Consider the following 22,900-nt stretch of genomic DNA (forward strand, 5'->3'; position numbering starts at 1 on the left):
GGCGAAGTTTCTATGGTCTTTAACGTCGGGTAAAGGCGGGCGACAGGCTTAACGTCGCCCGCGCTTGTGGATTAAGGAATATAGTCCTCGTTCTTAATGGTGTGGCGTCACGGCCGGGCGGCCGAGGCAAAACCTCTGTTGCAAACACTTGTAGGGGCATGGGTCGATGCCTAACTAGCCCCCTACGACACAGGACTTTGCACATCGTCCACGGCCCTTTTGGGGCAAAAATGCATGTGGTCTTGGCCGGCCGAGCGCGCCGGCTTCGAAAGGAGACGGCCAGCACGATGACCGCCACCGATACTGGGCCGCTTTTCCTTGTCCTTCTATTTCCTCTTCTCGCGGCCGCGCTGGCGCCTCTTCTGACTTCCGCTCTTGGCCATCGCGCCGCCTGGCCGCTGGCTCTGGCTCCCGCTGCTGCCTTCGCGATTGTCGCCGCGAATGGCGGGGGCGTGTCGGCGGGGCAGCCTCTTCTCTTCGGCTTCGATTGGATTCCCTCGCTCGGCATCCGCTTCTCGTTCCGCCTGGACGGTCTTTCCTTCGCTTTCGCCCTTCTCGTCACGGGCATCGGCGCCGCTGTGGTGCTCTACGCGGGGGGGTATCTCAAGGGCCATCCCGGCCAGGGGCGGTTCTTCTCCTTCATCCTGATGTTCATGGCGGCGATGGTGGGGCTCGTCCTTGCCGACGACCTGATGACGCTGCTGGTTTATTGGGAACTGACCTCCATCACCTCTTTCCTGCTGATCGGCTTCGATCATGAGCGGGAAAGGGCGCGGCGCGGCGCCATCCAGGCCCTGGTCATCACAGGGGGCGGCGGGCTTGCCCTCATGGCTGGGCTCATTCTCATTCGATGGGCGACCGGTCTTTCGTCAATGAGCGAGATTCTCGGCTCGGGCGAGGCGCTGCGCCAGAGCGCCTACTACGTGCCCGTCCTGGCGTTGATCCTTGTGGCCGCCTTCACCAAGTCGGCGCAGGTGCCGTTCCACGTCTGGCTTCCCAACGCCATGGAGGCGCCGACGCCGGTTTCGGCCTATCTCCATTCGGCGACCATGGTGAAGGCTGGCGTCTACCTTCTGATGCGGCTCAATCCCGCGCTGGGCGACACGGCCGCATGGGAGACGATCCTGCCGCTCTTCGGTGGCGCGACGCTGATCACCGGCGCGCTGCTTGCCCTGGCGCAGACGGATATGAAGCTTATCCTCGCCTACACGACCGTCGCCTCTCTCGGCCTGATGATCATGCTGATCGGCGCCGGTTCCGAAACGGCGGTCGAGGGCGCCGTGCTCTACCTGCTAGCCCACGCGCTCTTCAAGGGTGGGCTCTTCATGGTCGCCGGCTCCGTTGATCATGGCGCCGGCACGCGCGATCTCACCGCCCTCGGCGGCCTGCGGCGAGCCATGCCCATCACGTTCGCCGCCGCGCTTCTCGGCGCCCTTTCCATGGGCGGTTTGCCGCCGTTCTTCGGCTTCCTCGCCAAGGAGGAAACCTATTCCGGCCTTGCCGGTCTCGACACGCGGGCGTTGATCCTGACCGGCGTCGCCGTCGCCGGCAATGCCTTAATGTTCTCCGCCGCTTTCCTGGTGGCGCTGAAGCCCTTCCTCGGAAAGCAGCCCGAGACGATCCATCATCCGCATGAGGGCCCGGTGCTGCTGTGGATCGGTCCGATGACGCTGGGGCTTGTCGGACTTGTCGCGGCGCTCGGTGCCTCCTTTACCCATCATGTCGTTTCGAGCCCAATGGCGAGCGCCGTCATGGGCGAAGCCGTCGACATCCATGCAGTTATCGCCTTCCACTGGGGCGTGCCGCTGATGCTGTCGCTCCTCACGGTTGGCCTCGGCATTGCTCTTTATCTCGCCGCCGGACCGGTTCGCGCGGTCCTTCAGAAGGCCGTGACAGGCGTTGGCTGGGGGCCGGATCGCGGCTTCGATCAGGCGATGGGCGGGCTGGTGCGCCTTGCCTTCTCGGTGACGCGTTGGCTGCAATCAGGCCGGCTCGACTTCTACATGACGACCGTGTTCGTGATCGTGGCGGCGGCGCTTCTCCTGCCGATGATCGCCTTCGGTGGTCTGCCGACGGTTCCCGGCGTCCCGGCGCTCGAATTCTACGAGTGGACAGTCCTCTTCATGGCGGCGGCGGGCGTGATCCTGGTTCTGATCACCAGGAATCGGTTGACGGCGATCGTTTCCCTCGGCGTCCAGGGCTTCGGGGTCGCGCTGCTCTTCATGTTCATGGGCGCGCCGGATCTTTCATTTACTCAGTTCATGGTCGAAACGCTGTCCGTCGTCATCCTTGCCCTGGTCATGACGCGGCTCAGGGTCGCGGTCGATGATCATCGACCGTGGATACAGGTGGTGCCGGACGCGACCATCGCGGTGGCCGCCGGAGCCGGCTTCGGGCTTCTCCTGCTCGCGGTAACGCAGATGCCGTTCAACGCGGCGCTTTCGGACTTCTTCATCCGCCACAGCTACGCCATCGCGCACGGCCACAACATCGTCAACGTCATCATCGTCGACTTCCGCGGCATCGACACCATGGGTGAGATTGGCGTGGTGATGGTGACGGGCCTCGCCATCCTCGCGCTCATCCGCATTCGTGTCGGACGCCGAGCCCCAGCCATGCCCGATCCCACGGAGACGACGCCGTGAAGTCCATCATCTTCCGCTTCACCGCGCCGTATCTTTCGGTGCTCATGCTGGTCTTCTCGGTGTTCGTGCTTCTGCGCGGGCATAACGAGCCTGGCGGCGGCTTCATCGGCGGCCTTATCGCGGCTTCGGCTTTCGCCATCTACGGGATCGCGGCGGGCGTCGCCTCGGTGCGCCGCGCGCTCACCTTTCATCCGATGGCGATCGCCGCCTCGGGGCTGGTGCTCGCGGTGCTCTCCGGCGTTCTTTCGCTGCCGCTGGGAGATCGGTTCCTGACGGCGCAGTGGGCCTTTCCGAAGATCTTCGGCGAGGAACTGGCGCTCTCGACGCCGCTCTTCTTCGATATCGGGGTCTATCTCGTCGTCACGGGAGCGATCACCTCCATTGCCCTCGCTCTTGAGGAAAGGGATCACGACTGATGGAAGTCGCGCTTTCCGCCCTCGTGGCGCTGTTCTTCGGCGCAGCCGTCTATCTGCTGCTTTCCAAGCACATCATCCGCATGCTTCTGGGCATGGTCTTTCTCGGCAACGCGGTGAACCTCCTGATCTTCACCACGGGGCGCGTGGCGAGCGTCGCGCCGCCGGTCATCCCGGAGGGGGCTACGGTTCCGCCAGATGCTGTCGCAAATCCCTTGCCCCAGGCGCTGATATTGACGGCGATCGTCATCTCCTTCTCCTTCTTCGCCTTTCTCCTGGTGCTGGCCTATCGCGCCTATCAGGACATCGGCACCGACGACACCGACAAGATGCGCCTCGCAGAGCCGGAGGAGCGGGGGCTGCCGCCCCTGGGGTACTGATCCATGGCCACGCCCGCTCCCTCCGCCGCCGTGGATGCGATGCTTTCGACGCCCGTTCCGGCCGCCGACATGCTCATCGTCATGCCGCTCGTTCTGTCGTTCCTCTTTGGCTCGGTCCTCCTCATGGTGCGCAAGCGCGTCGAGTGGCACGGCTGGATTTCCGTGCCGGGCTTTGCGCTCGTCTTCGCCGCCGATGTGGCCCTGCTCTTCAAGGTGGCGACGGGCGGTCCCTTCACCATGATGATGGGATCCTGGCGCGCGCCGTTCGGCATCGCCTTCACCCTTGATCTCATGGGGGCGCTTTTTCTTGCCACCGCCGGCTTCGTGGCGCTCGCGGCGGCGATCTTCGCCGTCGTCTCGGTGGATCGGCAGGAGAAGCGCTATGGCTTCTTTCCGTTCCTCTTCCTCATGATGGGTGGGGTTTCCGGCGCTTTCGTCACGGGCGACATCTTCAACCTCTATGTCTGGTTCGAGGTGCTGCTCATCGGATCGTTCGGACTTCTGGTGCTCGGCTCGCGGCACGCACAGCTGGACGGCACGACGAAATATGCCTTTCTCAACCTCGTCGGCACGACGCTTTTCCTCATCGCCGTCGCCTATCTCTATGGCGTCTTCGGCACGCTCAACATGGCCGATATCGCCAGGCAAGCAGCCGATCGTACGGAGAATGGCGCGGTCGCCACCATTGCCATGCTCTTCCTGGTTGCTTTCGCGATGAAGGCCGCGGCCTTCCCCTTGAACGCCTGGCTACCCGCCTCCTACCATACGCCGCGCTTCGTCGTTTCGGCTCTCTTCGCCGGGCTTTTGACCAAGGTGGGCGTCTATGCGCTGATCCGTGTCCTGGTGATGCTCTTTCCCGCGCAGCACGCCGGCATGGCCGGCATCGTGGCCTGGATCGCCGGCCTCACCATGATGACGGGCGCGCTCGGCGCGTTGGCACAGACGGATATTCGGCGGCTGCTGAACTATGTCGTTATCGCCGGCATCGGCACGGTCTTCGCCGGCCTTGCCATTCCGCAGGCTGTCGGCGCAGCGCCCGGCGCGCTGGCCTCCGGCCTTTCCGGCGCGATCTTCTATGCGCTTCATTCCATCGTTGTAATGACGGCGCTCTATCTTGCGGCCGGCGTCATCGCCCGCCGGACCGGAGCTTCGACGCTCGAGACGGTGGGCGGCTTGTGGCGTGAATCTCCATTGCTTTCGGCCCTCTGTCTCGTCTTCCTGCTCGCGGTCTCGGGCCTGCCGCCGTTTTCCGGCTTCTGGCCGAAGGTGATGCTTGTACGCGCGGCGTTCGCCGCTGAATTGCCGTGGCTGGCGGCCGCCATCCTCGTCTCGGGGCTGATCCTGACGATCGCCAGCGCCCGGGTCTTCGCGTTCGCGTTCTGGCGGCCGCTGCCCCAGGCCGGAGGAACGGACACCGAGAAGAGCGGCGATTTCAATGCCAGCGTACCTGAGCATCCGGCCCCCCTTCTGCCGCTGGTCGCTCTCGCGGCCTTCGTTCTCGCGGCCGGGGTCTGGCCCGAATGGCTGTCGCGCCTGACGACGGCCGCCGCCGACGGGGTCGTCAACCCCACCGCCTATATCCAATCGGTCTTCGGAGGTGGCGCATGACGACGTTCGTCATCAACCTTCTCCTGGCGATCCTGTGGGTCGCTGTCACAGGGTCATTCACGCTTCTGAACCTCGTCTTTGGCTTTGCCCTCGGCGCCCTGGCGATCTCCCTCATTCGCAGCGGCCATGGCGGTGTCGGATATGTGGAGCGCGGTCGCCGCATCGCGGTGTTGGCGGTGTACTTTCTCGGCCAACTCATGCTTTCGGCCTGGCGTGTGGCGATGGTGGTGCTGCGTCCGAAGCTGGCGATCGAGCCCGGCATCTTCGCCTTTCCCTTGAGCGTCAAAAGCGATTTCGAAATCACTCTCCTCGCCAACATGATCACGCTGACGCCGGGCACACTCTCCGTCGACGTCTCCGAGGACCGGTCGACGCTCTACGTCCATGCACTGGACTGCTCCGACGCCGAGGCGAGCCGGCGCGAGATTCGCGACGGGTTCGAGCGGCGCGTTCGGGAGGTTTTCGAATGACGCTGCGCGATCTCGCCGACCTGGTTGTTCCCTTCGCCCTTCACGTTGCCATGGCCGCGCTCGCACTGGCGTTCCTGCTGGTCATCTGGCGGATCTGGAAGGGGCCGACCCTCGCCGACCGTGTGCTCGGCCTCGATCTCATCACCTCGACGACCGTCTGCTTCATCGGCGTCATCGCCATCGATACCGGCTTCACGATCTACGTCGATGTCGCGATTGGCCTCGGCCTCGTCGGGTTCCTCGCCACCGTCGCCTTTGCCCGCTTCATCCTGGTCCAGGAGAAGAAGGACGAGGCCGCATCTCACCGGCTGGAAGCTGGCGACAAGGCTGCCGACGAGGGCTCCGCATGATCGACGTTATCCGCATCCTTGCCGCGTTGCTGGCGCTCGGCGGGGCGCTGTTCACGCTTGCCGCCGCCATTGGCGTTCTGCGTCTGCCCGATCTCTACACGCGCATGCATGCCGCCTCGAAGGCTGGTTCCGTGGCCACGGGCATGGTGATGATCGCGCTCGCGCTCGTCGCGGCCTCGACCGGTGAGGCATTGCGCGCGCTCGCCGCCGTGCTCTTCTTCCTGCTGACGGCGCCGATCTCGGCGCATCTCCTGGCGCGGGCCGCCTATGCCACCGGCACGCGGCTCTGGCCCGACTCGGTGCTTGACGAGATGCCGCAGCAGCCGACCGGGCTTCGCCGCATTAAGCTGCCGCCGGAGCCATCGGGCCCGCCGGCGGACAGGCCATCAGAGGGAAGCGTCAAACCATGAACCGGACGGTCGCCGCCATCATTCTCTTCGTCGCGGGGCTTTTGGGGGCCGGCGGCGTCGCCGGGCTGGCCTATGCCGCTCATGGGGGCGGCGACACCCACTTCATCGCCTCGGCCGCCGGCATCGCCGTCGCGCATGCGCCGATTCTGGCAGCCTTGGCACTGGCCCGGCCGGGGGCGCTGCGGGGCGCATGGCTCGCGGCGATGCTGCTGGCGATCGGTGCGGTACTGTTTTCCGGCGACCTCACCATGCGCACCTTCATCGGAGACCGGCTGTTTCCCTATGCTGCGCCGACCGGCGGCCTTGCGATGATCGCCGGTTGGCTGACGATCTCGCTCGGCGCCATCGCCAATCTCTTCACAGAGCCAGCCGAGCCCCGGCGGATCGAATCGGGGCTGCTGCCGATGGATCGCGGGCGGTAAGGGAGGAACGGGTCAGCCCGCCGGCGCGGGCTGCGGCTCTGCGGCCTCGCTGTCGTCGCCCCAGATCTTGCTCCAGGCCCAGAGGAAGGGCATCGCCGCGACGCGCTTGGTCGTCGACCAGCTCTTTTGCCAGAACGTCAGCGCCGGCACGTCGCCGTTGGCCAGAAGGTCGACCTCCTGCACCGTCTGACCGTCACGGGAGATGGTGAGGGTGCCGATCTTCGCGCCCTTGACGACAGGCGCCGTCACCGGATCGACCTTGGCGGTCTTCTGGACATCGTCGGCGATGCCGCGCTGCATGAGGAGGGCGACCTTCTCGGCAGCGACCACCGGCACGCTCTCAGCTTGACCGTCCAGCACCTTGGCCGTGGCGATCTCCGCGCCCTGTTCGACGACGACGCGGTTCTCGAAGGCGGAGAAGCCATAGCCGAGGAGCTTGCGCGCCTCTTCCGACCGCTCGCGGATCGAATGAGTGCCGGTCATCGCCAGAACGAGGCGCCTGTCACCCTGCTTGGCCGAGGCGACCAGACAATAGCCGGCCTCGGAGGTGTGTCCCGTCTTCAGCCCGTCCGCGCCGAGCCCAAGACCGAGCAGCGGGTTTCTGTTGCCCTGCTTGATGCCGTTGAAGGTGAACTCTTCCTCGCTGAAGACGTGGTACTGGTCCGGATAGGTCTTGATCAGATGCTCGGCGAGCGTGGCGAGATCGCGCGCCGTGACGTAGTTTTCAGGGTCGGGCAGGCCATGAGGATTGGCGAAGTGAGAGCCGGTGAGGCCGATCTCCTTGGCACGCTGGTTCTCGATGTCGGCGAAGGTTTCCGTCGATCCGGCAATTCCTTCCGCCGCGACGATGGTCGCGTCGTTGCCGGACTGAATGATGATGCCCTTGATGAGATCACCGACGCTCACCTGCGAATGAAGCGGCAGGAACATTGTGGAGCCACCGGAAGAGGCACCGCCCTCTCGCCACGCCCTTTCCGAGACCGTGAACTCGGTGCTCGGCTGAATCTTGCCGGTCTGGAGCTCGTGGAAGATCACCTCGACGGTCATGAGCTTGGCGAGGCTCGCCGGCGGAACAGGCTTGTTGGCGTCCTTCTCGAACAGCACCTGACCGGTGTTGAAATCGATGAGGATCGCCGTTTCGGCGGCTGTGTCTATGGCGCGGGCCGGAAGAGCGAAGACGACCGCAGCGAGAAACAATGTGGACAGGCGAAGGCCCAGACCCCGGATCATGGTGTTCCACTGTCTCGTTTCCGACATCGTACGGCCTCTTCATTCATCCTGCGGACGCGCCGAATCACCCCGGTCGCGGATGGGCGCAGTTTATCGTCATCGTCCGGGAGATGAAGGGCCGGCAGAAAAAACGATAAATTCTGTGGCTCGTTAACCGCGTTGATCGCCGGCGCGGAACCAACGGGCCACCGAAGGGTTAGCTGTCCAACCGAACATTGTTGGAGACTACCCCGATGGCTTTTCCCAAGAAGGCCCTCGCCGGCGGAGCCTTGCTCTCCTTGCTGGCCCTTCCTGCCTTTGCCGTTGTCGTTAATCCGGCCTCTTCAGTCAATTCTCCCGAGAAGCAAGCTTCCGTGAATCTCTCCGTCGCCGGCGTGCCGGTGCCGACGCCGCGCCCCGAACTGACGGCCGACAATTCCGTCGAAGTCCAGCGCAACGCTAACGGTATCCGCCTGGTGGGCCCGCGCTTCTTCCCCGATCACTGAGCGGCGTCCGAGCCCGCAGCCTTCAATTCCATCCTCCAGGACCACTGCCATGAGCACCATCGAGCCCCGCGAGCCGGGTGAGCGCACTGTCATTGTCAATAACGACCGAGGCGTCGATCCCGGTCCTGCCGCGCCCCGCAGCGGGGGCGGAGGCGGCTGGTTTCTCGCCGGCATTCTCGTCGTCGTCCTGGTCGTCGGCTTCTTTATCGTCGGGGGCGGTTCTCTCACGGGCAATGGCGGCAGCGTTGCCGTGAAGATGCCGAACGTCGACGTGGACGTCGCCAAGAACTAAGCGGCTTCCTTTTTGATCATGGCTTCCGGCCTCTGGATCTCGCTTCCGGGGGCCGCTCTCGCATAAGGTCTTGGTTCCGGAAGCCAACGGCGGGCGCATGAGGGAAATCAATGCGGCCTTTCCTCCCTCCGGAGATATGAAAGTCGAAACAGATTCAGGAGAGGCGAGCTGACCAAGAGGATGAAACACCGGCTGAAGCACGCGATCCAGCGGCTCTCTTCCGCGTTGATGATCCTTGCGCTCGTCCTCTTCGGAGTTCTTGGAGCGGGGCTGTCTGCCCGGGCGGGCCAGACAGACTGTTTTAGGACCGGTTCCATGACGGCTGCACCGTGCCAGGATCACCAGAGGGCGGATGATCGCGCTATTCCAGGCAGCCTGCCCGATGGCGCCTGCGTCTTCCACTGTCTGCCGATTCCCGCCGCCGCGCCCGTCTTGCCGCTCTCGCTCGATCCAGGTTCCGGGCTTCGTGTCGCGGCATCGGATCAAACCGGCGAGGCCGTGCATCTGGCACGGCTGAAGCGCCCTCCAAAGGAACAGTCCTGGCCGGGTTCGTCGCGCGACGATGATACGGCCTGAGGACGCCGAATGCCTTGCTCGCCGCGAGGCTTCTTGCCTTTGGAATGCTGGCGAAGGTGCAGCGACGTGCGCCCGCCGCGATTTCTGGAATGACGACTATGACATCAACCCTCAAGCGCGCGCTCGCCGGCGCAATTCTACTGACTACCGCCGTCGCGGCAGCCGGCCCGGCTCTTGGCGCCGGAAAAATGCTCAAGGTGTTCTCGGCCGAAGGCTGCGAATGCTGCCACCTCTGGATCGCGCACATGAAGAGCGCGGGCTTTTCCGTGAACGGCGAGGTCATCGACTACAACCGGCTCGACACCATGAAACAGGAAGCCGGGCTCGAGCCCGAGCAGACCTCGTGCCATACTGCCTTCATCGACGGTTATGTCATCGAGGGGCACGTTCCGGCCCGCGAGGTTGAACGTCTTCTGGCGGAACGGCCTAACGCGCGTGGCCTCGCCGCGCCGGGAATGCCGGCCGCCGCGCCCGGAATGGACATGGGCGACGATCCCTATGATGTGCTGCTGATCCACAAGGACGGAACGAGCGAGGTTTACGCCTCCTATCGTTGACGGCTGGGGCTTTGGATGAAGGCATCCGAGGCGGCCTTTGTCGCTTTGGGTGCTCTTCCCTGATCCACTTCCTGCTGCCTCATTTTTTCGCGCGCTCTATGACTGCGCGAATTCCCCGCGACTTGGCTTGACCAGCCTCCGGCCCGCTTCTAGCGTCAGGGTGGTCATTGAACCAGGAGTGCGGGTGCAGCCCGCATTGGCCGCGAAGAGGGCAGGCGCCATGAGCGAGAGCGGGTCCACCGTCCCCAACAACCTCGAAGCATTCTGGATGCCGTTCACGGCGAACCGGCAATTCAAGAGCGAGCCGCGCCTCTTCGTCGCGGCCAAGGACATGCACTACGTCATGGCCGACGGCCGAAAGGTGCTCGACGCGACCGCCGGCCTTTGGTGCGTCAACGCCGGCCATTGCCGGCCGAGGATCACCGAGGCCATTCGCCAGCAGGCGGGCGAGCTCGACTACGCGCCTGCCTTCCAGATGGGACACCCGAAGGCGTTTGAGCTTGCGGCACGCCTTGCGGCGATCGCGCCGGCGGACCTCGACCATGTCTTCTTCACCAATTCCGGCTCGGAGTCGGTCGACACAGCGCTCAAGATCGCTCTCGCCTATCATCGCGCCAAGGGGGAGGGCACGCACACGCGCCTTATCGGCCGCGAGCGCGCCTATCATGGCGTCAATTTCGGCGGCATGTCGGTGGGCGGCATCGTCGGCAACCGGAAGATGTTCGGCACGCTCCTTTCCGGCGTTGATCACATGCGCCATACGCACGATCCGGCGCGCAACAGCTTCACGCGCGGGGAGCTGGAGCATGGCGCCGACCTTGCCGAAGACCTCACCCGCCTGATCGCGCTTCACGACGCGTCGACCATCGCCGCAGTCATCGTTGAGCCGGTCTCCGGGTCGACGGGCGTCTTGCCACCGCCCAAGGGCTACCTGAAGCGTCTGCGCGACATCTGCGATCAGCACGGCATTCTCCTGATCTTCGACGAAGTGATCACCGGCTACGGCCGCGTCGGCGCCGCCTTCGCGGCAGAGCGCTTCGGCGTCGTGCCCGACATCATGGTGACGGCGAAGGGGCTCACCAACGGCGTCATCCCGATGGGCGCCGTGTTCGTGCGCGGCTCGATCTACGACGCCTTCATGCAGGGACCCGAGAATCTGATCGAGTTTGCCCACGGCTACACCTATTCGGGCAATCCCATTGCCGCCGCCGCCGGGCTCGCGACCCTGGAAACCTATCGCGAGGAGGGGCTCTTCGAGCGCGCCAGGTCCATCGAAGCCTTGTGGGCTGATGCCCTTCATTCGCTGAAGGGCGCCCCGAAGGTCGTCGATATCCGCACCATCGGCCTCATCGGTGCGGTCGAACTGGAGCCGATCCCCGGCGCGCCCGCCAAGCGCGCCTTCTCGGCTTTCCTCAAGGCGCTGGAGAAGGGCCTCCTCATTCGCACCACAGGCGACATCATTGCCTTTTCGCCGCCGCTCATCGTCACCGAGGGCCAGATCGGCGAGATCGTCGACATTCTCTCGGATGTCCTGGCCGACATCGACTGAACCGCGGTTTCAGCCGACCCCTGACAACATATCGGAAGGTTCGCGATGACGACGCATCTTGGCCGGCTGGTCGACCATATCCATATCCGCGTCGCCGATGCTCAGGCGAGCCTCCGCTTCTACCGGGCCGTTCTCGGTGCCCTGGGCCTTCAGGTCGAGGCGAAGGGTGACGACTTCTGGTGCGACGAGTTCTACGTCTCTCCCGCCGAGGGCAAGGTCTCGAGCGTTCACCTCGCGTTTCAGGCGGCTGGCCCCGGCAAGGTTGCCGCCTTCCACGCGGCAGGGCTCGCGGCCGGCGGGCGTGACAACGGGGCGCCCGGCCCAAGGCCTTACCATCCCGGCTATTACGCCGCGTTTCTGCTCGATCCCGACGGCAACAACATCGAGGCGGTGTTCCACGGCCCGACGCGGCGCTCGGCGCAATCGATCTCCGTATCGCGCACCGAACAGGAAGGTGCGGAATAGCCCTCCTGCGAGGCCTATTCCGCGGCGGATGGGACGGCGCGTGGCGAAGCCAGCGGGTCGGGTTCGTCCAGCGGGCTCTGCGTGCCGCGGCGGCGAAGGCGTCCCCACCAGGCGATGAAGCATTCGCCCAGCATCAGCATGGCCGGCGTCAGGATCAGCGTCAGGGTGGTGGCGAAGGTCATGCCACCCGCGATGGCGCTGGAGAGCTCGGTCCACCACTGGGTGGATGGCGCGCCGAACTCAATCTTGCGGGAGATGAGGTCGACATTGGCCGCGAGCACCATGGGCACGAGGCCGAGGACCGTGGTGATCGACGTCAGGAACACCGGCCTCAGGCGCTGCGCGCCGGTGCGAAGGAGTGCTTCCATCACGGGTTGGCCGCTGCGGCGCAGGTCGTTGTAGGTGTCGATGAGGACGATGTTGTTGTTGACCACGATGCCGGCCAGCGCGATCAGCCCGATGCCGCCCATGACCACGCCGAACGGGCGGCCAGTGATGAGCAGACCGTAGAACACCCCCGCCGTGGAAAAGATGATCGCCGTCATCACCAGGATGGCTTGGTAGATCGAGTTGAACTGCGTCACCAGAATGATGAAGATCAGGAAAATGGCCGCGCCGAAGGCGCCCATCAGGAAGCTTGCCGCCTCGGCCTGATCCTCCGCCTCGCCCTTGAACTGATAGGTGACGCCGGGCGGCAGCTCGGCCTTTTCCATCCGGGCGCGCAGAAGCTTCACCTCGTCGTCGGCCAGTGTTCCCTGGTCGACATTCGCCTGAATGCTCATGACGCGCCGCTGATCCAGCCGAACGATGGAGTCGACCTTCGGTGAGGGCGTAAAGCTGACGAAGTTGCGGATCGGCATCAGGCCATTGTTGGTCGGAATGCGCAGTTGCCCCAGGCGCTCCAGCGTCCTGTCGTCAGTCGGGAAGCGCACTCGGATATCGACTTCGTCGTCGGCATCCTCCGGTCGGTAGTCGGATATCTTGATGCCGGCCGTGAGCAGCTGCACGGCCTGGCCGAGCAACGTGACGTCGGCGCCGTAGCGCGCGGCCTCCTCGCGGTCCACCTTCACCTGCCATTCGACGCCGGGCAGAGGGCGCGTATCGGTGACGTCGACGAAGCCTCCGATCTCGTCCATCATGGTGCGCACTTGGCCGACTGCCTTGCCGATGGCTGCGAGATCGGGGCCCTTGATGCGCAGGTCGATGGGCTTGGCCGAGCCGGGCCCATTCTCCTGCTGCTCCACCTGGATGGTAACGCCGGGGATGTCGGCTACGCGTTTGCGGATGTCGTCGAAGATGACGGAAGCACGCCGCCGCTGGTCCCAATCCTCCAGCTCCAGCTGAATGATGCCGATGACGTCCTCGCCGGATTGCCGCGACTGGCCGGGGCCGAGAGTGCGGGCATAGACGCTCTTGACCTCCGTCAGATCAAGAAGACGATCCTCCACGCGGCGCACGAGGTCATCCTTCTCATAGATGGAGAGGTTGTCGCGCGCCCTGATCTGAACTTGCGCGAAGTCCGGCTCGATGGACGGGAAGAACTGAACGCCGCGCCCGAACTCGGCATACCCATAGAAGGCGCCGACCAGCAGGCAGACCGCGATCATCAAGGTAGCGATCGGCGCCCGCACGGCGGCGTGAAGCACCTTCAGATAAAGCCCTGTCCAGCCGTGAACCTCCCGAAGGTCGCCTTCCTCGGCAGCATGGATCTGGCGCCGGACGTCCTCCGGCAGCGGTTGGGCCTTGCCGATGAGGCCGCCGAGCACGGGAATGAAGACCAGGGCCATGAAGAGCGAGGCGGTCAGGGTGATCAGAACCGTGATCGGCAGATACTTCATGAATTCGCCGACGACGCCCTGCCAGAAGAGGAGCGGCAGGAAGACGGCGAGGGTGGTGGCGGTGGACGAGATGATCGGCCATGCCATGCGCCGGGCGGCCGAGGCATAGGCCTCGGGCGGGCTTGCGCCCTCCAGCAGCTTGCGGTCGGCCAGCTCGCACGAGACGATCGCGCCGTCGACCAGCATGCCCGCGACGAGGATCAGCGAGAAGAGCACGATGATGTTCATCGTGTAGCCGCTCATCCAAAGCACGGTGATGCCCGCCAGGAAGGAGCCGGGGATCGACAGGCCAACGAGGATGGAGGATCTGAGGCCAAGCGCGGCGACGATGACGATCATCACCAGGATGATCGCCGACAGGACGTTGTTCTCGAGGTCGCCGAGCAGGGTCACCACCTGCTTCGACTCGTCCTGCGTGTACTGAACCCGTACCGATTCCGGCCAGTTCTTTTGTGTGGCGGTGACGACGTCCCTGACCGCCGAGACTGTGTCGATGATGTTGGCGCCGGTGCGCTTCTTCACCTCGAGCGCGATGGAAGGCTGGCCGTCGAGGCGGGCGAATCCCTCCGGATCCTTGAAGGTGCGCCGGGCGATGGCGACGTCCTTGAAGGTCAGCACGGTGGAGCCGTCGACCTTGATCGGCAGGTCGAGCACATCCGGCACGTCCTCGATGAGGCCGGGCACCTTGAGGACGATGCGACCCGCGCCCGTATCCATCGCACCGGCGGCGATGAGCCGGTTGTTGCGGCTGATCTGATTGACGAGATCGCCGAAGGAAAGATTGTAGGTTTCCAGGACCGTCGGGTCGATGAGCACTTCCATCAGCTCGTCGCGGTCGCCGCCGACGTCCACCTCGAGCACGCCGGACAGCGCCTCGATGTCGTCCTGGAGTTTTTTTGCGAGCGAGACCAGGGTGCGCTCCGGTACCGGGCCGGAGAGGATGACCGTCAGAATCGGGAAGAGCGAGATGTTGATCTCGGTGACGACCGGTTCGTCGGCTTCGGCCGGTAGGTCGGGCTTGGCCTTGTCCACCGCGTCCTTGACGTCCTGCAGGGCCTTGGCGGAGTTGAACCCTGCATCGAAGGTCAGCTGCACCGAGGCGAAGCCCTCGGAGGCGTGGGCCTCCATCTCGTCGAGGCCCGACAGCGAGCCGAGTTCGGTTTCGAGCGGGCGGATCAGCAGCCTTTCGGCGTCCTCCGGCGAAATGCCTTCCAGGGACACCGAGACGTACATGATCGGGATCGGGACGTCGGGGGAGGATTCCTTCGGGATGGACCGGTAGCCGATGATGCCCGTGATGAGGATCAAGGCCAGAACGAGAAGAACCGCTCGCGATCGGCTGAAGGCGGCGTCGATGATGGAGTGCATCGGCGTCTCCTACTGGCCTGCCGTGGCGGCCTTGACGAGGGCCGCCAGCAGGCCGAGCGTGACCTCGCCCGTTACTTTCAGGTCATGGGCCTGCTCGAATTGACGGATCGCCGAGCGGGTCGCCTCGCCGAGCTCGCCGTCGATGGGGCCGGGGTCGAAGCCAAGCGCCGAGAGGCGCTCCTGCAAGAGCCGCACACCGACCTGATCGGGAGCTCCGTTGGCGAGATCGGCGAGGGCGCCCGCCGTCGCTGCCCCTTCGGGTTCCGGTGCCGAGCCTTGCGTTTCGCCTTTTGTCGCGCTGTCCGATGCAGGAGCCGGCGCCATCAGTGTCGACGAGGCACGGTCTGTGCCTGTGTCCGCTCCGACGCCCGCCGGGCTGGCGATCTGGCCAGACGTGTCGGCCGGCACGGGCTCCGTGCTCTTTCCGGCGGGGACGGGATGCACCGTCTCTCCCGCCGAAACGAAGCCCTGACCGACGGAGATGAGGTTCACCTCGTCCGGCAGCCCGGAGACCCACAGTCCCTTGGTCTCAGCCTTGACCAGCTGAACGGGATAGAAGGCGACCTTATCCTCTGGCCCAACGGCCTTGATGCCAAGCGTTCCTTCGGTGTCCAAGGCAAGCAGCGCGGCCGAGACGAAGTGGGCGGGAACCTCCCCGACTGGAATCCTGACGCTCGCCGAGATGCCCGAGGGAATGTCGTGATCGGGATTGGGAACCGCTATCTCGACGCTGAAGGTGCGGGTCGTGGAACTGGCGTTCGCCGCGACGTATCGCACGGTCCCCTGTCGTGTCTGTCCGGTGATGAAGGAGACTTCCGCGCTCTTGCCCGTTTTTATCTGCGCAATGCTTTGCTGCGGCACCTGGATTTCCACCACCAACGTGTCGATGTCGAGGATCTTTCCGGCTTCTGTGTCGGCGGTGACGACCTCGCCGATGTCCAGGTCAAAGCTATCGAGGACGCCCTTGATCGGCGCACGGACCTCGGTGTTGCCGGTGGTCTGCCGGATCGCGGCGAGCGACGCCTCCGCGGCGGCGAGGCCCGCCCGAGCGTCGGTCAGCTGCTGGTTGGTGCCGTAGCCGGTCTTCGACAGGCGCTCGGCCGCGTCGAGATCGCGCTGGCGGGCGGCAAGCGTCGCCTCGGCCTGGGCGAGCTGGGCCGCCCGATCCTCAAGGTCGATCTTGGCGATCAATGCCCCTTCCTGAAGGCGGTCGCCTTTCTTGACCTCGACGCTTTCGACTGTTCCGGCGGCCCGTACCCGCACCGGCGTGGTGCGGTCCGGCCGCGCCTCACCCTCGCTGGCCACATATTGCGTGACCGGCCGGGCCTTGGACGAGACTGTTTCGACTGACATGATCGGGCGGCTGCGCTCATGCGGCGCCTTTGGCGTCTCGGCCGGCCAATAATATCCGCTGCCCATCCAGGCGGCGAGCGCGACCACGAAAACCGCGGCGATCCAGCCGGCGTGAGAGCGCCTCTCCCTGACCGGCGGGCGCGTCTCTTCCGGGGGAGTCGTGACGGGATCGGTCATCGGCCCGTCCCTCCTTCGCTGTCGGCCCGGCCGAGCCGCTCCGCGGCCTCGCCAAGCGCATCGGCCATGATCGTGAAGAAATCACGCGTGCGGCAAAGCCTGCGGCGCTCGTCGGTCGTGGAAGGCAACTCGGCCACCAATGTCTCGACGTCCTCCGCCGTGCGCAGCATCCGCTCGCGGATGCCGTCGATGAGGTTGGCGCAGGGCGTAGCGGTCAGCTGGAAATAGTCCTGGCGCTCGCCTGGATGGGAGAGGCGCTCGATCATGCCCTTGCTTTCGAGCAGGCGGGCATTGGTGCTGATGGAGCCCCGGCTGACATTCAGACGCCGCGCCAGATCGCCAAAGCTGATGGGCTGGCCCTCGAGAATCATCAACGCCATCAGTCGGCCGGCGATACGGGGCAGCCCGTCCAGCTCGAAATGCTGCCCCATGCGCGCGATGAACTGCTCGCGCGCCTCTTGCGCCCTGTCGGGCGGAACGGCCTCTGTCGGCCCCGGCTTCAGAAACATGGCCCGCACATAAGCAGCCGCCATCGTTCAGACAAGGCTGAACGATGGCGTGCTTAACAATGCCCTAACGCCGTGCTGGTTTCGCCCGTCGCGGCGAAAGGTCGCGGCCTCAGGCGGCCGCCTGGATGTTCTGCTTCAGCTTGCGGCTGAGTTCGTCGAACGGCGACCCGTTGAGCTTGTCCTGGGGCCGCTGGATCAGACCCGAGTAGATGTGCGGCACGAGATCCACGGCCTGGTCGAGGGCGCCATCGGCGCCGCGCTGATAGCCGCCGAGAAGACGGAGATCGCGCGTGTCCTCGAAGCGGGAGATCATCGACTTCAGCCGCGTCACCAACTCGCGCTCCTGTGGCGTCCAGGCGAGTTCCGCGAGGCGCGAGATCGACTTGAGCACGTCGACCGCCGGGAAGCGTCCCTGTTCGCCGATCTCGCGGTCGAGGACGATATGGCCGTCGAGCGTGCCGCGAATGGCGTCGGCGATGGGATCGTTGTGGTCGTCGCCGTCCACCAGCACCGAGAAGATGCCGGTGATGGTGCCCGAACCCTCAAGGCCCGGGCCCGCGCGCTCCAGCAGACGCGGCAGCTCGGAAAAGACGCTCGGCGGATAGCCCCGCGACACGGGAGGCTCGCCGGCCGCCAGCGCCACGTCGCGCGCGGCGTGGGCGAGGCGCGTCACGCTGTCGACGATGAGCAGCACGTGCTCGCCGCGATCACGGAAGAACTCGGCGATGGTGACGGCCGTTTTCGGCGCGAGGCGGCGCATCATCGGGCTTTCGTCGCCTGTCGCCACCACGGTGACGACGTTGGCGAGATCGCCCGACATGGTCTCCTCGAGGAACTCGCGCACCTCTCGGCCGCGCTCGCCGACCAGGGCAACCACGACGGTGTCGAAGCCCTTGGCGCGGGCCAACATGCCCATCAGCGTCGTCTTGCCCACGCCGGAGCCTGCGAAAACGCCGATGCGCTGGCCCTTGATGAGCGGCGTGAAGATGTCGATGACCTTGACGTTGGTCTTGACCGGCTCCTTCACCCGGCCGCGCTTCAGCGCCGGGGGCGGCATCGACTCCGTCGCGCGCTCGTCTGTTCCCCGTTCCAGGGGGCCGAGGCCGTCGCAAGGCTGGCCGAAGGCATCGACAGTCCGGCCCTTCCAGCCCTCGGCGGGCGCAATTGTCAACGGGCCGATCCGCCGCGCCGGCGCCTTGACACCGCGGGTGAAGCGGTTGGCGAAGGGCTTGACGGTGAGGGTCGTCTCTTCGATGCGCACGACCTCGCCGATCTCATCGCCGTCGGGGCCGGGGCAGGCGACACAGTCGCCCAGTTTGACGAAAGGCGACAGGCCGGCCACGCGGAATGCCTGAGCCGAGACGTCGACGATATGGCCCGAGATATCAAGCAACGGGCCATTGAGCGCGGCGGAAGCATCATGCTCCGCGGATTCACTCGTCACGAGGTTTCTCCGAGATCTCTCACTGCATCATTAAGGGAGCGTTCCGAGGTATCGACCAGGTTCGCCGCGCTCTCGAACGCGCGCTGAACCGTGATCAGCTTCGTCATCTCCATCACCGGATTGACGTTAGCCTGCTCGACGAAGCCCTGCATGACGCCCGCTTCGCCGAAATCGAGAACCGGAATGGCCGGCAAGTTGGAGGTGACGCCCGAGGTTCCGGCCCGCTCCAGCTGGGCGGTGGCGGGGATCTGGAACAAGCCGACGGCGCCGAGCTGCGCCCCGTTCTGGGTGATCATGCCGTCGCGGGCGATCGTGATGGGGCCCGCCCCCGGATCGATCTGGATGGGGGCGCCGCCGACGTCGAGGAAGGGCTCGCCGTTCACCGTCAAAACATCGCCCTGCTCGCTGATGCGCATGCGCCCGTCGCGGGTGTAGACCGTGCCGTTCTTGCCCTGGATGGCGAACCAGGCGTCGCCCGCGGCCGCCATGTCCAGCGAATTGCCGGTGGAAACCAGCTCGCCGCCACGGGTCGAGATGTAGGTGTCGCCCTTGGAGCTGAACGCCGTGGGGTCGGCGCTGGCCTGCGAAAGGACGGTTTCGAACTTCACCTCCTCGGCGCGAAAGCCGACGGTGCGCGAGTTGGCGACGTTGTTGGCGATGGTGTCGAGGCGTTTTTGGAGCGCGATCTGGGCCGACAGCGCGACCGGGAGTGCGGACTGCATGATTAGCCCTTTGAACGAAGTGTTTGAAGCGTGAGAAGCAGTCCGGAATCGAAGCCGGTGCTGGCGGAATTGCCTGTGATGAGCTGCAACGCCGGATTGTCGGAACCGGCCGAGGAGTTCTCCATGTCGTACATGACTAGGAACTTCTTGATGAACTTGTCGAGCTTGTCGGGATCGGAAAGGTCCGGGATATCGATCCGCTCGGCGTACATCTTCGCCTGTTTGTCGATGTCGATGGAGCCCGTCGAGGCATCAAGCCCGACTGCCGTGCGCGCGACCTGAAGGAGCGCCGGGTCCGCGAGAATCGAGTAGGCGCTGGTGATCTCGCCAGCCTCGGCCTTGCGCTGGAAATAGAGGGCGAGACGGGCCCCCTCGTTCTCGTCGCCGGCCTTTTCTTCCATGGTCTGCCGCAGATAAGTGCCGACGACCTGCTGCCCGAGGGAAGAGGCGTCGAAGGTGGCGTTTCCGTCCGAATCGAAGGTGAAGGCCGCGGCCAGCGCCTTGTAGCGGCTGTCCGTCAGCGAGTTCGCAAAGCTCTTCGAGTCGGAGACACCCTCAGACACGACTTTGCGGATGAAGGCTTTGGCATAGGCCATATCCTCCAATCCATAAGCCTTCAAAGCATATCGATAGACCTTATCATTCGACATAAAGTCGTCGATCGTTTTGATACTGGAAAGGCTGTTTTGGAAATTCTCGGTGGCCCGCTCGACAGCCGGTTGATTTGCCGTGCGTTGCAGGGAAGATGTCATGTCCCGGCTGATGATGCCGTAACTGGCCGTCGCAGTAAGCATGGCATGATCTCCGACAGTCAAAGAGGTCTCGGCGGGACCATCGTGCCTTGGCCTTGCGCCAGGCTGGCGCAGCGTCAGTCAGGTCCGCGCAAGCCGGATTTTCTAACTCGGTTAGGTATCAGTCGAAGCAAGAGGTCCCGTCATGGGCATCATCATCGGACTCGTCGTCACGCTGGGCTGCCTTCTTGGCGGCTATACTGCGATGGGCGGCCATCTGTCAGTCCTCGTCCAGCCCTTCGAGTACCTTATCATTCTGGGATCGTCGCTTGGCACCTTTCTGGTCGCCAATCCCCTGAAGGTGGTGAAGGACACAGGCAAGGCGATCCTCGAGGCTTTCAAGAACGCGGCTCCCAAGCAGCGCGATTATCTCGACGTGCTCGGCATTCTGCATCAGTTGATGCGGGAGATGCGGTCGAAGTCGCGGAGCGAGGTCGAAGCCCATGTCGACAGCCCGCAGGATTCGGAGATCTTCCAGGCGTTCCCCAACGTCATGAAGAACACGCTGATGACCAACTTCATCTGCGATTACTGCCGGTTGATCATCATCGGCAACGCCCGTCCCCATGAGATCGAGTCTTTGATGGAAGAGGAGATCCACACCATCTCCCGCGACACGTTGAAGCCCAAGGCTGCCCTGCAGGACGTGGCGGATGGCCTGCCGGCACTCGGCATCGTCGCCGCCGTGCTCGGCGTCATCAAGGCCATGGGCGCCCTCGATCAGTCGCCCGAGGTGCTCGGCCACCTCATCGGCGCGGCGCTTGTCGGCACCTTCGCCGGTATCTTCTTCTCCTACGGCGTGATCGGCCCGCTGGCCAACAAGGTCAAGAGCGTGCGCGAGAAGCGCGTGCGCCTCTACGTCATCATCAAGTCGACGCTGATCGCCTACATGAACGGCGCCATGCCGCAGGTCGCGCTGGAATACGGCCGCAAGACGATCTCGGCCAATGAGCGTCCGACCATCGATCAGGTCGAAACCGAAACCATCGGCGGCGGTTCCGCTGCCCAGGCGGCGTAAACCATGGCCCAGCCCGCGAAAGACATCATCACCTCTGGCAACATCGGCGCCCGCCTTCGCTCGGCGAGCGAGGTCGAGCCCGGCCGCCTCCCTCGGCTCAAGATGATCGCCGAGGAATGGGCCGAGGACGCTCTCGGCGCGATGAAGAAGCTCGCCGTCAACCCCATCGAGCTCGAACTGGTCTCGATGTCGACGACGACCTTCCTAAAGTCTTCGAAGGACTATTCCCAGGCGGCGATCGCCGAGGTCGTGCGATCCCCGGCTTGGACCGAGGCCGGCTTCATCCTCGCCGACGCGATGTTCGTCGAGCTCATCACCGAGGCGGTTTTCGGCGGTGAGGGAGGCAACCGTGAGCCTTCCAATCGCCCGCTGACGGATCTCGACAAGAACGTCATCCATCTCGTCCTCAAGACGATCAACAAGAGCGCGACCCATGCCTTCGCCAAGCTCGCGGATATGCCGCTGACGCTGGGCGGCCACATCTTCGATCACGACATTGGCGAGGCGCTCGCGGGAGTGCTTCCGGCGGAAAAGACACGCTTCGTCGGCCTGTCGTTCGAGCTGCGCATGGGCGGGCAGAAGAGTACGTTGCGCTTCGCTCTGCCGGAGAGCTTCCTGGCCTTCCATCGGCGCAAGCTCGTCTCCGTTCCCGAAGTGGTGACGACGACGCCCGACGAAAGCTGGACGCGAAAGATCGAGGTTGGCCTCGGCAAGGCCGACATGGGCATTCGCGCCGTGCTCGGCGAGAAAGCGATCACTCTCGATATGGTTTCCCGCTTCGAGGTCGGGCAGACCATCGTCCTTGACGAAACCATGCAGAGCCTCATTCCCATCGAATGCGAGGATCAGCGCCTGTTCCGTGGCCGCGTCGGCCGTTCGCGCGAATTCTACGTCGTGCGTGTCGAGGAAAAGGTCGATCCGACGGAGGAGTTCATCGATGATATCCTCGCTCGTTGACGTCACGCTCCTCGGAGCGCTTCTTTTCACGAGCTGGCGCACCGCGACGATGTACCGCGAGCTGAAGCGCGTGCGGCAGGCCGGCAGCGACCTCGAGGAGGCGCTGAAGGCAGCCGACCGGACGATCAACGGAGCCGCCCACACGGTGGTGACGCTGAAGCACGAGGGGCTCAAGACGCTCAAGACCCTGGAGGCGCGCTGCGCCGAGGCCGAGGGCGCCGCCGCGCGGCTGGAGGACCTCGTCGCCAGGGCCGAATGGCACTGCTCGGGACAGGGCGCCCGTCCGCAGGAGTCGATCGTGGTTTCCGGCCCGTGGGCCGCAGGTGAGGCGCGTCATCGCGTTCCTGCCTCGCACCAGCCCCGGATCGTAGACCAGACAGTATAGCGCCCCTGTTCAGGCCCTCCCATTTCAATCAAGCACAGGATGACAGCTGTGGAAGATGACGATTTGCCTTTGGGCGGAGACGCATTCGACATGAACGACGCGAACTTCGATGGTGATGCGTCGGTCGAGGAAATGGCGATGGACGACGAGACTGTCGTCCCTCAGTCCGATGGAAAGCCGGATCTCGGCATCATCATGAGCATTCCCGTGACCATGCAGGTGGTTTTGGGCAAGGCCGTGATGCCCGTGTCCGACCTGGTGAAGCTGGGCCGCGGCGCCATCGTCAAGCTTGATTCGAAGGTGGGCGAGCCGGTCGATATCACCGTCAATGGCCGTATCGTGGCACGCGGCGAGATCGTCGTGCTCGAAAAGGAAGAATCCCGCTTCGGCATCACCTTGACCGAAATCGTTACGCCGGGAGTGCGGCAGGGCCGCGCCAAGAGCGCCGCAGCCTGATCGCACCATGGTCACCACCTACGTCACCGA

General features: G+C 64.7%; 25 protein-coding genes. 18 read left to right on the plus strand and 7 right to left on the minus strand.

The annotated features are described in order from the left end of the window. Nucleotides 1-287: 287 nt before the first annotated feature. From B5D38_RS04715 to B5D38_RS04750, 8 genes are read left to right on the plus strand one after another with little or no spacing between them, the layout of a single operon-like run. Nucleotides 288-2,645: a putative monovalent cation/H+ antiporter subunit A gene (locus B5D38_RS04715; RefSeq protein ID WP_078707530.1), complete on the plus strand. Its 2,358-nt coding sequence runs from the start codon at nucleotides 288-290 to the stop codon at nucleotides 2,643-2,645. After that, a complete protein-coding gene (locus B5D38_RS04720; RefSeq protein ID WP_078707227.1) occupies nucleotides 2,642-3,061 on the plus strand; it encodes a Na+/H+ antiporter subunit B in 420 nt (139 codons plus the stop codon). The genes B5D38_RS04715 and B5D38_RS04720 overlap by 4 nt, the downstream gene beginning before the upstream one ends. Next, entirely contained in the window at nucleotides 3,061-3,438 is a 378-nt protein-coding gene (locus B5D38_RS04725; RefSeq protein ID WP_078707228.1) for a Na+/H+ antiporter subunit C, read from the plus strand. Before B5D38_RS04720 ends, B5D38_RS04725 begins: the two co-directional genes overlap by 1 nt. A 3-nt stretch (nucleotides 3,439-3,441) precedes the next feature. After that, nucleotides 3,442-5,046 carry a Na+/H+ antiporter subunit D gene (locus B5D38_RS04730; RefSeq protein WP_078707229.1) on the plus strand — a complete coding sequence of 535 codons (1,605 nt, stop codon included), beginning with the start codon at nucleotides 3,442-3,444 and terminating at the stop codon, nucleotides 5,044-5,046. Then, entirely contained in the window at nucleotides 5,043-5,516 is a 474-nt protein-coding gene (locus B5D38_RS04735) for a Na+/H+ antiporter subunit E (protein WP_078707230.1), read from the plus strand. Before B5D38_RS04730 ends, B5D38_RS04735 begins: the two co-directional genes overlap by 4 nt. Beyond that, nucleotides 5,513-5,866, plus strand: a complete 354-nt coding sequence (locus B5D38_RS04740; RefSeq protein WP_078707231.1) for a cation:proton antiporter — start codon at nucleotides 5,513-5,515, stop codon at nucleotides 5,864-5,866. Before B5D38_RS04735 ends, B5D38_RS04740 begins: the two co-directional genes overlap by 4 nt. Then, nucleotides 5,863-6,276 (plus strand): monovalent cation/H(+) antiporter subunit G, encoded by a 414-nt coding sequence (gene mnhG / locus B5D38_RS04745; RefSeq protein WP_078707232.1) that lies wholly within the window; start codon nucleotides 5,863-5,865, stop codon nucleotides 6,274-6,276. Before B5D38_RS04740 ends, mnhG begins: the two co-directional genes overlap by 4 nt. Then, the gene (locus B5D38_RS04750; RefSeq protein ID WP_078707233.1) at nucleotides 6,273-6,698 is read left to right on the plus strand and encodes a DUF423 domain-containing protein; all 426 of its coding nucleotides are present in this window, start codon (nucleotides 6,273-6,275) and stop codon (nucleotides 6,696-6,698) included. The genes mnhG and B5D38_RS04750 overlap by 4 nt, the downstream gene beginning before the upstream one ends. A gap of 12 nt (nucleotides 6,699-6,710) precedes the next feature. On the opposite strand, the gene B5D38_RS04755 is transcribed toward B5D38_RS04750, so the two are convergent. Then, nucleotides 6,711-7,955, minus strand: a complete 1,245-nt coding sequence (locus tag B5D38_RS04755) for a D-alanyl-D-alanine carboxypeptidase family protein (protein ID WP_116002584.1) — start codon at nucleotides 7,953-7,955, stop codon at nucleotides 6,711-6,713. Nucleotides 7,956-8,161: 206 nt separating this feature from the next. On the opposite strand from B5D38_RS04755, the gene B5D38_RS04760 reads away from it, so the two are divergent. From B5D38_RS04760 to B5D38_RS04785, 6 genes are all read left to right on the plus strand, one after another. Beyond that, complete coding sequence (locus tag B5D38_RS04760; RefSeq protein ID WP_078707234.1) at nucleotides 8,162-8,413, plus strand: hypothetical protein; 252 nt, start codon at nucleotides 8,162-8,164, stop codon at nucleotides 8,411-8,413. 49 nt (nucleotides 8,414-8,462) lie between these two features. After that, a complete protein-coding gene (locus tag B5D38_RS04765; RefSeq protein ID WP_078707235.1) occupies nucleotides 8,463-8,705 on the plus strand; it encodes a hypothetical protein in 243 nt (80 codons plus the stop codon). 315 nt (nucleotides 8,706-9,020) lie between these two features. Next, nucleotides 9,021-9,281 (plus strand): hypothetical protein, encoded by a 261-nt coding sequence (locus B5D38_RS04770; RefSeq protein ID WP_131829865.1) that lies wholly within the window; start codon nucleotides 9,021-9,023, stop codon nucleotides 9,279-9,281. A gap of 98 nt (nucleotides 9,282-9,379) precedes the next feature. After that, complete coding sequence (locus B5D38_RS04775) at nucleotides 9,380-9,838, plus strand: DUF411 domain-containing protein (protein ID WP_078707532.1); 459 nt, start codon at nucleotides 9,380-9,382, stop codon at nucleotides 9,836-9,838. A gap of 220 nt (nucleotides 9,839-10,058) precedes the next feature. Then, nucleotides 10,059-11,387 (plus strand): omega-aminotransferase AptA, encoded by a 1,329-nt coding sequence (gene aptA, locus B5D38_RS04780; RefSeq protein WP_078707237.1) that lies wholly within the window; start codon nucleotides 10,059-10,061, stop codon nucleotides 11,385-11,387. Nucleotides 11,388-11,432: 45 nt separating this feature from the next. Then, the gene (locus B5D38_RS04785; RefSeq protein WP_078707238.1) at nucleotides 11,433-11,852 is read left to right on the plus strand and encodes a VOC family protein; all 420 of its coding nucleotides are present in this window, start codon (nucleotides 11,433-11,435) and stop codon (nucleotides 11,850-11,852) included. Between the two features lie 14 nt (nucleotides 11,853-11,866). Here B5D38_RS04785 and B5D38_RS04790 read toward each other — a convergent pair whose 3' ends face one another. From B5D38_RS04790 to B5D38_RS04815, 6 genes are all read right to left on the minus strand, one after another. Beyond that, nucleotides 11,867-15,058, minus strand: a complete 3,192-nt coding sequence (locus B5D38_RS04790) for an efflux RND transporter permease subunit (protein WP_078707239.1) — start codon at nucleotides 15,056-15,058, stop codon at nucleotides 11,867-11,869. Between the two features lie 9 nt (nucleotides 15,059-15,067). Further along, on the minus strand, nucleotides 15,068-16,588 hold the full coding sequence (locus tag B5D38_RS04795; protein ID WP_078707240.1) for an efflux RND transporter periplasmic adaptor subunit: 1,521 nt from the start codon (nucleotides 16,586-16,588) through the stop codon (nucleotides 15,068-15,070). After that, the gene (locus tag B5D38_RS04800) at nucleotides 16,585-17,097 is read right to left on the minus strand and encodes a GbsR/MarR family transcriptional regulator (RefSeq protein WP_165690787.1); all 513 of its coding nucleotides are present in this window, start codon (nucleotides 17,095-17,097) and stop codon (nucleotides 16,585-16,587) included. The genes B5D38_RS04795 and B5D38_RS04800 overlap by 4 nt, the downstream gene beginning before the upstream one ends. A 109-nt stretch (nucleotides 17,098-17,206) precedes the next feature. Continuing rightward, nucleotides 17,207-18,541: a FliI/YscN family ATPase gene (locus tag B5D38_RS04805; RefSeq protein WP_078707242.1), complete on the minus strand. Its 1,335-nt coding sequence runs from the start codon at nucleotides 18,539-18,541 to the stop codon at nucleotides 17,207-17,209. Beyond that, complete coding sequence (gene flgF, locus B5D38_RS04810) at nucleotides 18,538-19,263, minus strand: flagellar basal-body rod protein FlgF (protein WP_078707243.1); 726 nt, start codon at nucleotides 19,261-19,263, stop codon at nucleotides 18,538-18,540. Before flgF ends, B5D38_RS04805 begins: the two co-directional genes overlap by 4 nt. 2 nt (nucleotides 19,264-19,265) lie before the next feature. Next, nucleotides 19,266-20,057: a DUF1217 domain-containing protein gene (locus B5D38_RS04815; protein WP_078707244.1), complete on the minus strand. Its 792-nt coding sequence runs from the start codon at nucleotides 20,055-20,057 to the stop codon at nucleotides 19,266-19,268. A gap of 142 nt (nucleotides 20,058-20,199) precedes the next feature. On the opposite strand from B5D38_RS04815, the gene motA reads away from it, so the two are divergent. From motA to fliN, 4 genes are all read left to right on the plus strand, one after another. Beyond that, nucleotides 20,200-21,072, plus strand: a complete 873-nt coding sequence (gene motA / locus B5D38_RS04820) for a flagellar motor stator protein MotA (RefSeq protein WP_078707245.1) — start codon at nucleotides 20,200-20,202, stop codon at nucleotides 21,070-21,072. Nucleotides 21,073-21,075: 3 nt separating this feature from the next. Then, entirely contained in the window at nucleotides 21,076-22,029 is a 954-nt protein-coding gene (locus B5D38_RS04825) for a FliM/FliN family flagellar motor switch protein (RefSeq protein ID WP_078707246.1), read from the plus strand. Next, nucleotides 22,010-22,414 (plus strand): hypothetical protein, encoded by a 405-nt coding sequence (locus tag B5D38_RS04830; RefSeq protein ID WP_078707247.1) that lies wholly within the window; start codon nucleotides 22,010-22,012, stop codon nucleotides 22,412-22,414. The genes B5D38_RS04825 and B5D38_RS04830 overlap by 20 nt, the downstream gene beginning before the upstream one ends. 138 nt (nucleotides 22,415-22,552) lie before the next feature. Further along, a complete protein-coding gene (fliN, locus tag B5D38_RS04835; RefSeq protein WP_425349314.1) occupies nucleotides 22,553-22,870 on the plus strand; it encodes a flagellar motor switch protein FliN in 318 nt (105 codons plus the stop codon). Nucleotides 22,871-22,900: the final 30 nt, after the last annotated feature.

Origin of the sequence: Consotaella salsifontis (assembly GCF_900167365.1) — a bacterium.
In the GTDB taxonomy this organism is placed as follows: domain Bacteria; phylum Pseudomonadota; class Alphaproteobacteria; order Rhizobiales; family Rhizobiaceae; genus Consotaella; species Consotaella salsifontis.